Origin of the sequence: Desulfosporosinus meridiei DSM 13257 (genome assembly GCF_000231385.2) — a bacterium.
Lineage (GTDB): Bacteria > Bacillota > Desulfitobacteriia > Desulfitobacteriales > Desulfitobacteriaceae > Desulfosporosinus > Desulfosporosinus meridiei.
Genome location: NC_018515.1, coordinates 1,261,958 through 1,277,760 on the forward strand (window position 1 = coordinate 1,261,958; position 15,803 = coordinate 1,277,760).

General features: G+C 42.5%; 17 protein-coding genes. 11 read left to right on the forward strand and 6 right to left on the reverse strand.

All coding sequences use genetic code 11. From position 1 onward, the window contains the following. Nucleotides 1–13 precede the first annotated feature (13 nt). Nucleotides 14–1,303, forward strand: coding sequence for a glutamate-1-semialdehyde 2,1-aminomutase (hemL, locus tag DESMER_RS05860; RefSeq protein WP_014902149.1), 1,290 nt, complete (start codon nt 14–16; stop codon nt 1,301–1,303). A gap of 116 nt (nt 1,304–1,419) precedes the next feature. Then, on the forward strand, nt 1,420–1,722 hold the full coding sequence (locus DESMER_RS05865; protein ID WP_014902150.1) for a hypothetical protein: 303 nt from the start codon (nt 1,420–1,422) through the stop codon (nt 1,720–1,722). 286 nt (nt 1,723–2,008) lie between these two features. Here the strand turns inward: DESMER_RS05865 and DESMER_RS05870 are convergent, their stop codons facing one another. Beyond that, on the reverse strand, nt 2,009–3,703 hold the full coding sequence (locus DESMER_RS05870; RefSeq protein ID WP_014902151.1) for a M3 family oligoendopeptidase: 1,695 nt from the start codon (nt 3,701–3,703) through the stop codon (nt 2,009–2,011). A gap of 1,177 nt (nt 3,704–4,880) precedes the next feature. After that, on the reverse strand, nt 4,881–5,867 hold the full coding sequence (locus tag DESMER_RS05875; RefSeq protein ID WP_014902152.1) for an MBL fold metallo-hydrolase: 987 nt from the start codon (nt 5,865–5,867) through the stop codon (nt 4,881–4,883). A 219-nt stretch (nt 5,868–6,086) separates the two neighbouring features. Between DESMER_RS05875 and DESMER_RS05880 the strand changes: the two genes are divergently transcribed. Further along, complete coding sequence (locus tag DESMER_RS05880; protein ID WP_014902153.1) at nt 6,087–7,085, forward strand: DUF4434 domain-containing protein; 999 nt, start codon at nt 6,087–6,089, stop codon at nt 7,083–7,085. Between the two features lie 13 nt (nt 7,086–7,098). Here the strand turns inward: DESMER_RS05880 and DESMER_RS05885 are convergent, their stop codons facing one another. After that, nucleotides 7,099–8,274 (reverse strand): TraB/GumN family protein, encoded by a 1,176-nt coding sequence (locus tag DESMER_RS05885; protein WP_014902154.1) that lies wholly within the window; start codon nt 8,272–8,274, stop codon nt 7,099–7,101. A gap of 279 nt (nt 8,275–8,553) precedes the next feature. Further along, nucleotides 8,554–10,170, reverse strand: a complete 1,617-nt coding sequence (locus DESMER_RS05890) for a (Fe-S)-binding protein (RefSeq protein ID WP_014902155.1) — start codon at nt 10,168–10,170, stop codon at nt 8,554–8,556. 300 nt (nt 10,171–10,470) lie between these two features. Here DESMER_RS05890 and DESMER_RS05895 point away from each other — a divergent pair, with 300 nt between their 5' ends. The 8 genes from DESMER_RS05895 to tatA all read left to right on the forward strand — a co-directional run bounded on the left by DESMER_RS05895 (nt 10,471) and on the right by tatA (nt 14,990). After that, nucleotides 10,471–10,680, forward strand: a complete 210-nt coding sequence (locus DESMER_RS05895) for a hypothetical protein (protein WP_014902156.1) — start codon at nt 10,471–10,473, stop codon at nt 10,678–10,680. Nucleotides 10,681–10,807: 127 nt separating this feature from the next. Beyond that, nucleotides 10,808–11,188, forward strand: a complete 381-nt coding sequence (locus tag DESMER_RS05900; RefSeq protein WP_014902157.1) for a DUF134 domain-containing protein — start codon at nt 10,808–10,810, stop codon at nt 11,186–11,188. Further along, nucleotides 11,185–11,565: an iron-sulfur cluster assembly scaffold protein gene (locus DESMER_RS05905; RefSeq protein WP_014902158.1), complete on the forward strand. Its 381-nt coding sequence runs from the start codon at nt 11,185–11,187 to the stop codon at nt 11,563–11,565. The genes DESMER_RS05900 and DESMER_RS05905 overlap by 4 nt, the downstream gene beginning before the upstream one ends. Before the next feature lie 13 nt (nt 11,566–11,578). Further along, nucleotides 11,579–11,947, forward strand: coding sequence for a NifB/NifX family molybdenum-iron cluster-binding protein (locus DESMER_RS05910; protein WP_014902159.1), 369 nt, complete (start codon nt 11,579–11,581; stop codon nt 11,945–11,947). Nucleotide 11,948: 1 nt separating this feature from the next. Then, nucleotides 11,949–12,806, forward strand: coding sequence for a nucleotide-binding protein (locus DESMER_RS05915; RefSeq protein WP_014902160.1), 858 nt, complete (start codon nt 11,949–11,951; stop codon nt 12,804–12,806). After that, nucleotides 12,784–13,659: an ATP-binding protein gene (locus DESMER_RS05920; RefSeq protein ID WP_014902161.1), complete on the forward strand. Its 876-nt coding sequence runs from the start codon at nt 12,784–12,786 to the stop codon at nt 13,657–13,659. The genes DESMER_RS05915 and DESMER_RS05920 overlap by 23 nt, the downstream gene beginning before the upstream one ends. A gap of 189 nt (nt 13,660–13,848) precedes the next feature. Next, nucleotides 13,849–14,634 (forward strand): SDH family Clp fold serine proteinase, encoded by a 786-nt coding sequence (locus tag DESMER_RS05925; protein WP_014902162.1) that lies wholly within the window; start codon nt 13,849–13,851, stop codon nt 14,632–14,634. 164 nt (nt 14,635–14,798) lie between these two features. Beyond that, a complete protein-coding gene (gene tatA / locus DESMER_RS05930; RefSeq protein ID WP_014902163.1) occupies nt 14,799–14,990 on the forward strand; it encodes a twin-arginine translocase TatA/TatE family subunit in 192 nt (63 codons plus the stop codon). 82 nt (nt 14,991–15,072) lie between these two features. On the opposite strand, the gene DESMER_RS05935 is transcribed toward tatA, so the two are convergent. Continuing rightward, nucleotides 15,073–15,336: a spore coat protein gene (locus tag DESMER_RS05935; protein WP_014902164.1), complete on the reverse strand. Its 264-nt coding sequence runs from the start codon at nt 15,334–15,336 to the stop codon at nt 15,073–15,075. A 26-nt stretch (nt 15,337–15,362) separates the two neighbouring features. Next, nucleotides 15,363–15,569, reverse strand: coding sequence for a hypothetical protein (locus DESMER_RS05940; RefSeq protein WP_014902165.1), 207 nt, complete (start codon nt 15,567–15,569; stop codon nt 15,363–15,365). Between the last annotated feature and the right edge of the window lie 234 nt (nt 15,570–15,803).

Below are 15,803 nucleotides of genomic sequence, written 5' to 3' on the forward strand. Positions count from 1 at the left end.
AGGAGATAGGTTATTGAGTTTCGTCGATGAAAAAAGCCGTCACGCATTTGCTAAAGCTCAGGTGGTGATTCCCGGAGGTGTTAATTCACCAGTCAGGGCCTTTAAATCGGTCGGACGGGATCCGGTGTTTATCGACCGGGGTGCAGGGGCTTATATTTGGGATATTGATGGCAATCAATACATTGATTATGTAGGATCCTGGGGTCCGTTAATCCTTGGACATGCTCACCCGGATGTGGTTGCAGTGATTAAGCAAGTGGCTGAGCGAGGAACAAGTTACGGTGCGCCTACTGAAGTTGAGACTGTCTTAGCAGAAGAAGTACTGAAAGCTTACCCTTCCATGGAAATGGTACGCATGGTCAATTCCGGAACTGAAGCGACTATGAGCGCATTGCGTTTAGCCCGTGGGGTCACAGGCAGATCTAAGATCGTAAAGTTTGAGGGCTGTTACCATGGTCATGCCGATCAACTTTTAATTAAGGCCGGTAGTGGTGCCCTTACCTTTGGCGTGCCCACATCTCCTGGGGTTCCAACTCAAACCGCAGCTACTACAATTTCCGCCCAGTTCAATGATCTTGAAGGTTTGACTGAGATCTTCAAACGTGAAGGTGAGGAAATTGCTTGTGTAATTTTGGAACCGGTAGCAGGGAACATGGGAGTTGTCTTGCCTGAGGAAGAATTTTTACAGGGACTGAGGCGTTTAACTAAAGAGTACGGAGCATTGTTAATATTTGATGAAGTAATGACTGGTTTCAGAGTAAGCTACGGGGGTGCCCAGGCCCATTTTGGGATTGATCCCGATTTGACCTGTCTAGGTAAGGTAATCGGAGGGGGACTCCCGGTTGGTGCTTACGGTGGAAAACGAGAGTATATGTCTCAGATCGCTCCTAGCGGTCCGATTTATCAAGCGGGCACACTCTCAGGTAATCCCTTAGCAATGAATGCAGGGTTAGCAACTCTAAAATTATTGCAGCAACCGGGAACTTATGAGAAATTGCAAGCCATGACTGCACGGCTTTCAAATGGTTTAAAAGAGCTTGCTCAAGAAGCAGGGCTTCCCATTTGGGTCAATTCTGTCGGGGCCATGTTTTCCGCCTTCTTTACAGACACTCCCGTCAGAGATTATGCCAGTGCCTGTTCCTCCGATGTAGAGCAATTTGCCAAGTTCTTTCGCGGCATGTTAGAGGGCGGCATTTACTTAGCCCCGAGTCAATTTGAAGCCGTCTTTTTATCCACGGCACACACAGATTCCGATATTGACAAAACCTTAGAGCAAGCTCGAATCGTGCTTAAAACTCTATAGAAGGTTTTCGAAAACAGTGCTTCCAAAAGACAAGGTTCGATTGAATTAGTTTAGACCTAAATCCAACGAATTTACCGGATTCTAAACATACCATTATGACAGGGGGGACTGGCCGGATGGAACGCAAAAAGCGCATCATTAGAACCCTCATTACGATTAGCTTAATAGCAGGCTTAATCGCTGTGCTTTATTTTTCTCGTGACGCTGATCCCAAAAACCCGCATTCGACGGTACCTAGAGAAACTTGGATTCATGGACCGAAAGGACACGGATATGCTGTTATGAATAACCAGCAACCGTGGAAACAGTGTTATGAATGTCATGAAGAACAAGGACTGGGAGGCGAGGTCTATTGCCAAAGCTGTCATGACCAATCTGGTGTGAAGGTTGAGATACCGCAAAAGCCAGCTGATAAATAGTTAGGGCTTGATGTAGGGAAGTATTTGTCCAAACCGAGAGGCCAAATGGTGCATCGATGCACCATTTGATTTTCACTCCTATTTTGGTATACAGTATATATTCTAAGATATTCACGGAAAAGTATCAGGCATACATAAATCCACGTTATAACGTAAAAAAACTAGGGCTTGAGAATTGTGATTTTTGCACGATTTCGAGCCCTAGTTTCTTTTATCGATGAAGGTAAATAGTATGATTGTTAATCTGGACGATGTTCGCTCACAGAGCATATTACATGAGAACTTACTAAAGCTTTGAATCATCGATCCCAGCGAGCCATTCTTCTATCTCGCCAATAACTGATTGAACTGCTCCTTCTTCAAAAGGAGAAATTAAGTGAGCAAGCTTAACTAATTCAAGAAAGGATTTGCTGCCACCCATTTTACAGAGAGTTAGATAATCTTGCCAAGCGCTCTCCCGCTCTTCTTGAGACCTTTTCCAAAATTGGAAGGCACATATTTGTGCTAAGGTATAGTCAATATAATAAAAGGGAGCGTTAAAGATATGCCCTTGCTGATGCCAGTAACCGCCCTGTTCTAAGTACTCATTATCTGAGTAGTTGCGGTGAGGCAGATACTTTCTCTCAATTGAACGCCAGGCGGCTTTCCTTTCAGAGGGTGACGCTTGGGGATGAGAGTAAACATAATGCTGATACTCATCAACAGTCACCCCATAAGGGATAAAGAGGAGAGCTTCACTCAGGTGAGTAAAGCGATATTTGTTGGCAGCGTCTTTGAAGAATAGCTCCATCCATGGCCAGGCAAAGAATTCCATGCTCATGGAGTGAATTTCACAGGATTCATAGGTAGGCCATTGATATTCCGGCAGGGTATGGCTTCTGCTGGAATACACTTGAAAGGCATGCCCTGCTTCATGGGTAAGTACGTCCACATCTCCGGAAGTACCATTAAAATTGGAAAAGATAAAGGGTGCTTGGTATTTGCTGATATAGGTACAATACCCGCCCCCGGCCTTGCCCTTTTTAGTGACCAGATCCATCAGATCATTTTCCAGCATAGAGCTGAAAAACTCATGAGTCTCCGGAGATAGTTCTTGGTACATACGACGCCCATTTCCAATGATCCACTCCGCATCTCCTTGAGGCTTAGCATTGCCGCTAAGGAAGCTGAACTTCTCATCATAATATAAGAGTTCAGCCAAACCGAGGCGGTTTTGTTGACGTTCTCGAAGCTTCGTTGCTACAGGAACAATCTGCTCTTCCACTTGCTTTCTGAAATTAGCCACCATCTCCGGAGTATAATCGGAACGAAGCATCCGAGCATATCCTAACTCGACATAATTGGAAAAGCCCAGTTTCTGGGCAATTTTAGTTCTAACCTGGACAAGCTCAGCAAAGATCTGGTCAAGCTTTGCTTCTTGTTCTTTGAAGAAGCCATATTTTGCCTCGTTGGCGCGCTTTCGCAGCTCACGATTTTCGGACTGTAAGAAGGGCCCTAAGCCTGAAAGATTGCGTTCTTCTCCTTCAAATAGAATTTTGGCAGAAGCAAGTAGCTTGGTGTACTCCGTGGACAATTTGTTTTCCAACTGCAGCTCTTCAACAATCTCAGGCTTAAAGGTTTTAAGGGTTAGTTCTGCGATATTAAACAATTGTTTGCCCCATTGTCCTTCCAGCTCCTCACGGTAAGGGGAAGCAAGCAGTGCTTGATAGAATTCGGAAATCAATCCTTGATAGATGGGTGTTGTATCATCGAAGTATTCCTGCTCTTTTTCGTAATAGGAATCTGTCGTATCCACGGAATGGCGGATTGAGACGAGTTGGGACATTGATTCGAACTCGCTTCGCAAGAGGTTAATTTGAGTCAGGGCGGCATTTTGTTCGGAGTAAGAAGGAGCTTGGCGAAACTTATCGAGCAGGGTATTAAATTCCTGCTGCAGGTCGCTAATGTTGGGTCTTAGGTAAGGGTATTCTTTGAATTTCATTGAGAGTCACCTCTATTAAAGTTTTTTGAGCGCTTTTAAGCGGCTTCTTTAAGTTCAGATTTGAGCTAGATCTTTTGGATACAGGGCACGGTTCTGTCGGGCTCTGGGGGAGCGCTTTTCTGCACGCGTCTGCGAGTTCCACCGCTGGTTCGTTGGACGGTTCGCGAGCGCGTCCGAACCTCCGGGTATTCCTGCATGTGAACCTGCGGCGCGCTACGGGGACGCGAACCGTCGGCACTCGCCTTAGCGCGGTTCCACTGACGCAGCCTCTTTGCAGAAAAGCGCTCCTTCAGACAGTTTGCTAGGAGTGTAAGTATTTCCTTGGGGACTCAGGTAAGGCTTTGCAGAATTCGTGTTAGGAAGATAGTTCTTTAGTTTTTCATCCTCTGATGATGGTGCCTTAGTAGGGACATGAAAGGCTACTCTTAAAACGCTCCAAAAGAATAAAGACCCCAAAGACAGGGCGGCTTCGTCCAACAGGAGTAAACCCATTGCATGGAGAGGCGGTAAGGCCTACAAAGCTTGTGTGGGAAGCGGAGCCACAGGTTCACATCAGGTATTACCCAGAGGTTTGGCACGAAAGTGTCCGGTACGATAGTCTCCAGCGGAGAGTATCGCCGAAGCCGTGATCCCTTAAGGAATCCCTACTGGCGTAGGATACATTTTCGCTGAAGCGGCTATCTTCAAAGAATACTTATCCGCTGAAGATCGCTCCTAGGTCAACGCGTGGGCGAGCCTCGGAGTGCTGAGTGACACGAAGACACTGTCCTCGAACGAATTAGCTGGTCTTGCAGGATGTGGGCGAAGCGCCCTGATCCGAGAGACCCTATTTCATCCTCTGTTGGTGTCTCATAGCGGCACGAAAGGATACCCCGAAAACACCCCAAAACACTCTTAAGAATAAAGACCTGAAAGACAGGGCGGCTTCGATCCACAGGAGTGAACTCATTGCATGGAGAGGCGGTAAAGCCTACAAAGCTTGCGTGGGTAAGCGGAGCCACAGGTTCACATCAGGTATTACCCAGAGGTTTGGCGAAGCTCCCACGCAAGCGAGTAGGCGAGCCTCGGAGTGCTGAGTGAGCGGATGTGGGCGAAGCCGCCTGACCCAAGCGACACTAAATTTCATCCTCTGCTAGTGCCTGCTTAGTAGCGGCCCTGGATTTCATCCTATGCTGCTCTACGAACGAGGCAATACCCAAGTCACTCCTGTCTCTTGAATAGCCACTTTTTCGATTTGCCCCGCTGCCGCTTGGCGGAAACGCAGGATAGGCTCATCCATGGGCTCTCTGGATAGTTTAAAAGATCCCCAATGCATCGGGATAACCCATTTTGCTGACATCTCCTCTCCCATTCTCCAGGCCTGTTCAGGAGTCGCATGCTTATCCTCAAAAGACTTTGGTGAATATGCCCCAATTCCCAGGATAGCTAAGTCAATGGGTATCCCATTCAGTTGTTGTTTGATTAATTCCGTATAGCCTGTGTCCGCTCCGAAGAAAATATTTACACCGTTTTTCGATAATAAGAGACTATTGGCTTCCATACCTTTTTTCCAAGGAATTCTGGCTCCCCAGTGTTTACCTTCGATAGCCTTAACGGTGACTCCAGCCAAACAGGTAGTTTCTTGCCAGTGTAGTTCTTCAATAGATTTGTAATTCATACCGTTCCACAAGGGGAGAGTGTTTTTGGCAGTAACAACAAAGGTATTTGCTGATTGGAACTTGCGTAAAGTTGGATAATCAAAGTGGTCTGTGTGCGCGTGGGATACCAGCAACAAATCTATTGAACCAACTTCATCGCTACTCAAGGGAGAAGCGATGTAACGGCTGGGGCCTATTGTCAGGTTCCCTATAGGAGTAATACCAATGTGTGAATATAAGGCTGGGTCAATAAGGATTCTCGTTCCAAAAAAGTTAATCAAAAAACTGGCATGGCCCAGCCAGGCAACAGTAACTTCGGAGTTTGACCACTTTTGTGGGGATGGGATATGCTTCGGTATTATTAATTTGTTCTGATTTTCAGCATCTAAGACATTATTAATGGCAATATAACCTCCAGTCAAGCCAAGAGTACCTAACAGGCCCAGGCTAAGAAATTTGCGCCGTGTATATTGATTCTGGGAGGGCCCAAGTAACTCTGATTCCAACAAATCGCCCTTATCTTTCAAACTATCACCCCTGTATGAACGTTCAGGAATATTAGAATAGCTCCACCTTACATTTTAAGGTTATATTTAGTATTTGGTGAATATATCCAAATGTAATTGTCCGGTTTTCTGAGAAATTCATTGAAAAAGTTCATAAACTATGTAAATGGAATATACTGTACGCTGGCGAAGCAAAAGGAGAGTAAGTGAAAAGAGAACAAGCAAAAAGGGGAGTGACCTATGAGAATATGGCGGGTGCTTTGTAATTGGTGGAAGTGGATTTACTACTTATGCCGAAGATCCCCTAAGAAAGCTAAAATTCAACCAACCTTTGGCAGCACGTTTATTCAATATTGGTACTGTCAAAACTGGGACTTTGATCGTTGGCTGGAAGAGTATCAAATGTTGCAAAAGATAGGAATTAAGGAAGTTATCCTTCAGAACATTGCTGATACCAAATCTCAGTACGCCGTATATCCAACGAAGATGGAAGGATACACCTGTAATAGTATCGATATGGTTGAAACTGCCTTGAGTGCCGCTGATAGTATAGGCATGTATGTGCGTATTGGTCTGGGGTATAGCAAAGACTGGTGGTCTAACGATATTTACGAACATGCCTGGCTGGAGGACGAGGCTGAAGTCAACAAGCAAATTGTAATAGAGATTGTTAAGATGTATGGGGGACATAAAGCACTAAAAGGTTGGTATATTCCTTATGAGTTTCATCCGCTAACAGCCCTGAGTATTGTCCAACAGGCGGATCTGAATAGGTTTTTTAAAGAGATTGCCAACACGATCAAGGCTAATAGTGCCCAAGATATCATGGTTGCCCCCTATTATAAAGCTCAGTTGACCTGGAATATTACCTTGGCATCTTGGGCCTATAGTGTCCATCATATTCTATATGATACAGGGATCGATATTCTTGCTTTGCAGGATAGTATTGGGGCAGGCTTTAACTCCCTGAATCATCTAGACGAAATTTATGCCTATACAAGAAAGGCTACGGACGAAATCGGAATGACTCTCTTTGCCGTCACTGAAACTTTTGAGGTCAATGAAACGGAATATTTGCCAGCCCAACAACATCGAATTAGTGAGCAACTGGCCAGAGAATCTGCTTATGTAAGGGGGTTCGTAGCATTTAGCATCAACCACTATCAGAATCCTCAAGAGGCTGCCCAGGCAACTGGTTATAAGGATTACTATAACTATTATCAGGAACACAGACCGTAAGATTTTCTAAGCTTTACTTTAAATTCTCGAGGAATAGACGGACAACATCCGCTCCCCCTACTATAGTTCCAATTGAGCCGCCTAAGTTGGCTAAGGTAACAATAATCAGAATTCTTGTGACCTTATTATTCCAAAAACCTTTAAGGCTAAAAACATCCTCGGAAAGATTCTCAAAATCTCTAACACTGGGGCGGCGGAGATAGGCTTGAACAATTCCGGCAAACCATCCGGCAGCAATCAGAGGGTGTAAGGTAGTGATAGGGGCTACGACAAAGGATGTAAGAATTGTCAGAGGGTGACCAAAAGCAAGTGCAGTTCCCAAGGCAGCAAAGGATCCGGTCCAGAGTACCCAACTTATAGTTTGTTGAATTCCAGCGGCAGGATTGGCAATAAAGGTATACACCATAACTGCCAGGATTAGAAGGGGAATAGACCAACCAATAATTTTGAGGGTTTTTGATTTTGCCGGTACTTCAGAGAGCTTTGCTAAATCGTGCTCCCTTTTTAGTTCTTCTTTGATTCCGGGGACATGTGCAGCGCCTAAGACGGCTACAACTTTGCTTCCCGGAGCATCTTTAATTTTTTGTGCTAAATACTGGTCTCGCTCATCTATCAAAGGAAGTTTTAACTTTGGGAAGCTTACGGTAAATTCATTAAGTATAGAATTAAGCATATCCTGTGATTTCATCTTCTCCAGATCCTCTTCAGAAATGTCTTCATCATCAAAAATACTAAAGAAAATTCCCGATAACAGCTTAACTTTTCCCCAGAACCCTACACCTTGCCAAATCCGGGAAAAGGTAATTTGAATGTTTCTATCTGCCAGTACAAGGTTGGCACCTATTTCTTTGGCAGACTCTGCCCCTTGAATCATCTCTTGACCGGCGTTAATCCCAAATTGTTTGGCGAGACGCTTTTGAAAGGAAGAGATTACAAGATTTATTAGCAGTAAAGTAGCTTTCTTTTCTTTAATAATCTTGAAAATATCAGTTTCCTTCCATTTATTGCCTTCAACGATTGTTTGATAGCGAGGTTCGTCTAATTCTATACAAACCGAGTCAGGCCTTTCCGCTTCAATAACTTCTTTCACAAGTTCCGCACTTTGCTTGGATACGTGAGCAGTTCCGATTAAAATGAATTCTTTACCGTATAGATCGATTCTAGAAATGTTTTCGTTTTCTTCGAACATAATTACCGTCCTTTAGCTTTAATCTTACTGCCTTGACATCTTTTCTCAAAGTTTATTGTACTCTAATTTCCCCCTGTACTACAAATTTGTTCCGGTAGAAAAACTTTGAAAAAAAAGCTCCCTAGGGGAGGAGGAAAAGTGAAAGCACGTTGAGTGTCCAGTTCAACGTGCTTTCATGTTTATATTATGGAGGTTTCTTCTCAAACAGCCGGAGGATACTGTTTAAAGAAGACACCTCCAACCTTTAAACCGCCCTTGAAGAATATCCTATTGTTAAATCTAATCTTCTAAAAACTCCAGGAAGGGTTTATCCATACCAACTAGTGCGTTGACCATGAGTTCTACTAAACCGCCATATTGAACATTGAACTTCTCGGTTGCTTCATAAAACTCCAGAATGTCACGAATAGCTCCTTTACAATTAGAACAAGGTGCACATACATATTTAGGTATTGAAACATTTTCCATGCTGTCCTGGAAGGCTCCAAGAATCTGGTTGAACTTCACCCGAGTGCTTATTTTATTTCTCCATTCAGAGAAATTCATGGAGTTCGTAATGGCGAACCCGCCGCCTCCACCACAGCAGTAATTGTCAACTCCGTGAGGCGTCATTTCTCTAAATTGAGGACTAATCACTTTTAAAACATTTCTCTGAGGTTCGACGATTCCCATCCCGCGGACATAATTGCAAGGATCGTGAAGGGTTACGGGAAAATTGTTCTTACTGGGATCTAGCCTTAGCCGTTTATCCCTAACCATATCCCAAAGGAGAGGGAGACAACTCTCAACGGGAACTTTTGCATCCCCATAAACCATCCGATCTCCTACAATCGCCGAAGCTTTGTGAGCATGACCGCACTCTGCAATAACTATACGATTGACGCCTAATTCTTTGGCCACCTTCATTTGCTTAACGGCTAGGGTCTTGGCTTGGAAATCATCGTACCAGATGCCATAATTGACATTATCATAGCCGGTGATTTCACTGCTAAGAGTCCAGTCTAGACCAGCTTCTTCGAAAAGAATCGCAAAAGCAATCGGGTTTTCAGGCCAAGCCATGTACTCGCCGGCATTATGTAAGAGCAGAATATCTGCACCTTTTTTATCAATCGGGAACTTAATCTTCCGACCATATTTCTCTTCGATTTCCTCTTCTAAAAACTCTATCGTGTCCAGAAAAGCCGGTTTGGTAATGCCTGTTGAGGAGCCAGTTTTTAGTTGAAGAACGGTACCTTTGGTATGTAAGGGAAGAGGGGCTATGCCCATTTCTTGGCTGAAGATCTTACGAATCTCTTTGGTGAGGATTGCATTGTCTAAGCCTAAGGGGCAGGTTTGGGCACAACGCCGACACAGATTACAGCGGTATGCTAATTCCCCAAGCCGAGATATTGTCTCCCAGTTCACATCGATATCAGCTCCGACGAAACGGCCCAACAGTTTTCCGCTTAGAGTGAAGTACTTCTTGGCAATTTTCCTGAGGACTTCCGAGCGGAAAATTGGACGATATAATTCGTTTTTTCCGGACGCTTCGTAGATATGGCAGGCGGCAGAACAAGTATCGCATTTTGCGCAGTATTCGAAGGATAACAGGAAGGGTTGGAGCACTCCATTGTTGGCATCCGAAAAGCTTTTTTCTAGGCCAAATATGAATTTGCGTACGAACTCATCTTCTTCGTCCTTGGTTTTCGGACGAATTAAGGTATCAATACCAACATAGCCGTCTAGAGATGTACAGAATTTTTCTTGCCAAGCGGGCTTAGGATCAGTTAGAGGGGGTTCCATTCCAGGCTTATTATAAGGGGGCAGCAAAGGCATGAGTTTGTCTGTTTCGAGTTTGATCAGTTGTTCATCCCGTCGTCCCAGATCTTGGGGACGCAAATCTTTTTCATTGATCATTTTTAGCTCTCCTCTTCCACAAGTTAACTCTCAAAATTATGTTAGTTATTCCTTGGGATACGCCCGTTCCGATGATAAAAGAATTTAAATGAAAAACTTAACTATGTTATAATTTAAGAAAATAGGTACAAATAGTTATTGACATATGCCATATTCGATTTAATTATACTATGTACCGGGCATATGTCAATTACAAATTTCTTCGAAAAATCGAGCCTTGGTATTATTGACATATGTTCAAAACGGAGTATAATTCAAGTTATTAAGGGCATATGTCAATAACTGAGGAGGGAATAGCTAATGCCAAGAAGAGATGGAACAGGACCAATCAGCTCATCAGGTAATGGTACTGGCTTAGGATTAGGGTCAGGCTACCGACGAGGTCCAGGGAAGAATTTTGCCAATGATCTAATTGAGCCAAAAAAGAAAAAAGAGTTGTTGCAAAAGCAAAAAGAGCTGCTGGAAAGAAAACTTGATGACCTTAACAAGCAAATTATGAGTCAAAATTAGCAGTAAAAGTGGCAGGAGAATTCTCCTGTTACTTTTAGTACTAGTCATGACAGTTTCATAACTGCACGACTTCTGTGCTAGGTAAGAGATTAAGATTAGAAATAAAGAGTAAATGAGGAGTAGGATAATGCCAAGACCAAGAAAATGGAGAAAAGTGTGTTGTTTACCGGAAAGTAACCGTTTTGGGCCACTCAATAACCAACTAAATCAAGAGCACTTCGTAGTTATGACTGTGGATGAGTATGAAACAATAAGGCTTATCGATCTAGAAGGCTTTACCCAAGAAGAGTGTGCTGACCAAATGAAGATAGCCCGTACTACTGTTCAACGAATTTACAATGATGCTCGAAGGAAGCTTGCAGAGTCCTTAGTAAATGGCAAAGTGTTGAGAATTGAAGGTGGGGATTATCAGCTGTGCGACGGGTTAGAAAAGTCCTGTGGTTGTGGCGGTTGTCTCAAACATAAATGTAACAGAGGTTTTGTACAAAATGATAAGGGAGGTGAATGATTATTTATTCAGAGAAAGTAATGGAACACTTTACGTGTCCCCAAAATTCCTATAGCATGCCGGATGCCAATGCTCAAGGAGTCTACGGAGACCCTGCTTGCGGAGATGCACTGATCATTTTCCTGAAGGTACAGGATAATACCATAGAGGAGATCAGCTATTTAGTCTTTGGCTGTTGTGCGTCGATTGCAACCTCTAGTATGACATCAGTACTAGCTAAAGGTAAAAGCTTAGAGGATGCTTTAAGTATTACGGAAGAGGATATCGTCCGGGCTCTGGATGGTTTGCCGGAGAATAAAGTGCATTGCTCGAACCTGGGAGTTAGTGCATTGCGTAATGCCATTAATAATTACTATGAAAGTCAGAAACAGGCGTAAAGGAGGACTCTCAATGAAAGTTGCCATACCCGTTGATGATAAATCTATGTCAACAAGTGTTTCCCAATCCTTCGGACGTACACCCTATTATCTCATTTACGATACCGATTCCAAGGAAAGTGCGTTTTTAGATAATAGCGCAATAGCCAGCCAAGGAGGGGCAGGTATTAAAGCCGCGCAAACAATTGTCGACAGTAATATTGATGCCATAATTACTCCTCAATGTGGAGAAAACGCCGCAGAAGTTCTCAGGTTGGCCAATATAAAATTGTATAAGATTATTAATTTTTCTGTTCAAGATAACATATGTGCCTTAAATGATGGAAAGCTTTCGATTTTAGAAGATATTCATCCTGGATTTCATGGTCATGGAGGCAACTAATATGAAGGTAGCCGTGCTAAGTGGCAAGGGCGGCACAGGGAAAACACTTGTATCAGTAAATTTGGCCTCAGTAGCTAAGGAATCTCTCTATATAGACTGTGACGTAGAAGAGCCCAATGGGCATCTGTTTTTCAAGCCGAAGAATTATGCCTCGGAAAGCATTGCGGTCAAAATTCCTTTCTCCGATGAAAAGCTATGTAGTGGCTGCCGTAAATGTGTCGAATTCTGCAAGTTCAATGCCTTAGCATTCATTATTAATAAACTAATCGTCTTTGATAACGTTTGTCATTCCTGCGGAGGGTGTATCTTGCTTTGTCCGGAGCAAGCTTTTGCGGAAAAAGACAAGCTGATTGGCAAGGTTCAGTACGGTGTTTCAGAAAATGTTACTGTCATGACGGGAGTATTAAATCCTGGAGAATCTTCGGGAGTACCCATAATTAAGAAGCTTTTACAAGACATTGTAAGCGGGCCGGAACTCATCATTATCGATTGTCCACCCGGCAGTGCCTGTATTGTCATGGAGAGTATCAAGGATGCAGATTATTGTATTTTAGTAGCCGAGCCAACCTTATTCGGAGTTCACAATCTCAATTTAGTTTATGAATTGGTCAAGTTGTTTAAAAAACCTCATGGTGTGATACTGAACAAATGTGTGGAGGGGGAAAATCCTGCCGAAAAATTTTGTTTGGAAAAGGATATTAAAGTTATAGGCAAGATTCCCTTTGACAGTGGCCTCGGAACTCTTAATTCTAATGCTCTGATCTCTGTCAGAGAGAATAAAAAGTACCATGATCTGTTTTCTTCATTCCTGCAGGTTGTGACTAAGGAGGGATCTTATGAAACAGTTACTAATCCTTAGTGGCAAAGGCGGTACAGGGAAAACTACGCTTGTAAGCGCATTTATTAAGTTAGCAAATGCTAAAATGTATGCAGATTGTGATGTTGATGCACCAAATTTGCACTTGATCATGAATCAAGCATCTGCACCAAAACAATCAGACTATTATGGTATGCCTAAGGCAGAGATAGATCAGGATGTATGTAACCAATGTGACTTATGCCGACAAAACTGCCGTTTCGAAGCAATTGAAGGAATGGTTAAGTATACGGTGGATCCATATGCTTGCGAAGGTTGTGGTGTTTGTGCAGCTGTCTGTCCGGTAGGAGCTGTATCTCTTAAACCTGCTAAAGCTGGAGATTTGATGCTGTACGTTAATGATTCAGTGTTCTCAACGGCAGAGCTAAAAATGGGGAGCGGTACATCCGGAAAACTTGTCACAGAAGTGAAAAAGCAGATGAAGTCAGCGCTAATAGACACAGGTCTGGCCATCATTGACGGTTCTCCGGGGATAGGATGTCCGGTCATCGCTTCTCTAAGTGGTGTAGATATGGTTTTAATCGTCGCCGAACCATCTATTTCCGGTATTAGTGATATGGAACGGATTATTAAGACTGCAGAAAAGTTTCATACCAGAACTGCGGTTTGTATTAACAAATATGATACAAATATTGAAAACACCAAAAAGATTGAATCGTTTTGTCGGCAAAGCTACCTCCCTTGTGTTGGTAGAATACCTTATGATTCAGAAGTAATAAAAGCAATCAATAAAGGCCAGAGTGTCGTAGACGTTGACACTGCGGCAGCGTATGCCATAAAGAAGGTTTTTGATAAGGCAATTACAATACTATTTAATGAGAGTTTAGTCTTGTGATGAAAGTTCTGAATTAATTAATAAAATGGAGGACGAACTATAGAAATTGCATTGTAATTTTTTATCTACTGGAACCCCGTTACGGAAGTTTACAATTTACCATTAAAAATGGAAATATATCCCTCATCGAATCACAATGCGCTTCCAACAGGAATAATATGGAATGCGAGGAAGAGCGTGGGGGGATTGATGTTGAAAGCAGAAGAACGGGCCAGCTACATTGAGCGACTTGAAGAATTGAGAAAATCTAAAGTTCTAATCTATTTTTCTTATACACCATTAGATGACTCTATTTTAGTCCCCCTTTATAAACAGTTAAAGGAAATCGGGCATACCCAAAAAATCGATTTAGTTCTACACAGTTATGGAGGAGCCGTAGATACACCTTATAAAGTAGTAATGCTAATTCGAGAATTCTGTGAAGAATTTGCAGTAATCGTTCCGTTTGTGGCAAAATCGGCGGCATCCATGCTTGTTCTAGGGGCGGATGAAGTCGTTATGGGTCCGATTTCCGAGCTGGGTCCTATCGATCCGTTGGTTAAGCATCCAACCTATAAAGACGTTTTAGTACCGGTTCAAGCAGTTTGGCATTGCTTGGATTTCTTTCAAAGGTCGATTGTTAATAGTAATAACCCGGAAGTTTCATCGATGATTGCTGCCCAAATGCTTAGTAAACTTGATCCATGGCTCATTGGAGACTATGAAAAAACCATTAAGGCTTCCAGACAGTATGCAGAAACCCTATTATCGTTATATATGCTTAAAGATAATCCGGAAAAGATTCAGATTGTCACACACGCTTTGACAGAAGGATACTATTCTCATGGATATCCAATCGGACGACGAGAAGCCAAAGAATTAGGAATAAAAGTAACCGAAGCTCATGGAGAGATGTGGGACGTTATTTGGAATCTCTATCTGGGGTATGAAAAACTTTTTAAGGAAAAGGACAACGAAGAACAACAAAAAGACTGACAGAGTTCGGTCTTTTTTCATTTAACTGGGTTAATGAGTTTTCCATTGAAAACATATTGCGCTATTTGGTTTAATAGGGTAGGATAATCATATTGCTTGGTTTTGCAATTGAATAGTTTTAAGTATATGATTAGAACGAGTAGATAGTTTTGGAGGTGCTTATTATGCTTACAACATTTGGCTTTGTCACTCCTATGACCGCGGGGATTATCCTTGTAATAGCTTTAGTGATTTTTGGCCCCGGTAAATTACCTGACTTAGGAAAAGCACTCGGCAAAGGGATCAAAGAATTTAAATCTGCGACTGAAGATGACAAACCGGAAGAAGTCAAAACTGTAAAAGTTGACAAAGAGTAATAAGGTGTTTAAAAGACGGAGCTGAGCTCCGTCTTTTTGTTTGTACTACTCAGAAAGTATAAGTTTTCTTTAAAAACTATCCTTAAAGCTGTAAGGAGTTAAATCTATCTTTGGTTTTCTGCACTTCTTGGGCAGGAGCATCACTCGTCGGGTACCAGCCCTTTTGATTCATGACAGTATAGAGATTTTCATGAATACTATGTTCTTCCGTCAGGATAGTCTTTAAGTTTTGCCTTAAATTAGCGCAGGTCGATTCAGTGATAAAGGTATTTATGGTGTTTGTATGATGCTTCTCTGAAGTTAAGAGATCCGTGATGATATCCTGTTCAGTCATGGTGTTTGGCATGTTCAATGTTATCACCCTTTCTTTAATTATTGATGGGAATTTAAATAGTTGAGTAAGGTATCATAATGTTTACGGTGTTGTTGGGCAAAGGAATTGAGTTGGGCACTGATTGCTTGGTCTTGGACCGATTGAGCTGCTTGTGTAAACTTGTGAACCAGCAGAGCCTCAGATCCCAGCTGATCATTCAAAATGGCTAAATTTTTTGAGGTTAATTCTGGATTGGCAGTATTCATGTACATTCTCCTCTCGAAAATTTTGTCCTTACATAGGATGTCACATTGTACAAAAACCTATGTAACTTTATCTTTATTAAGTTTTTATGAGCCGTAATGGAAGCTTAATAGCTCTGGCTTAGGGCTTTAACTTGCCTGTTTTGGTAATAATAGTTAAGGTGATTACAATATCGTTATTTCTCTCTAGCTACAAAATACTTCCTAGAGTCATATAATAGTCTTTATACTAAGGAG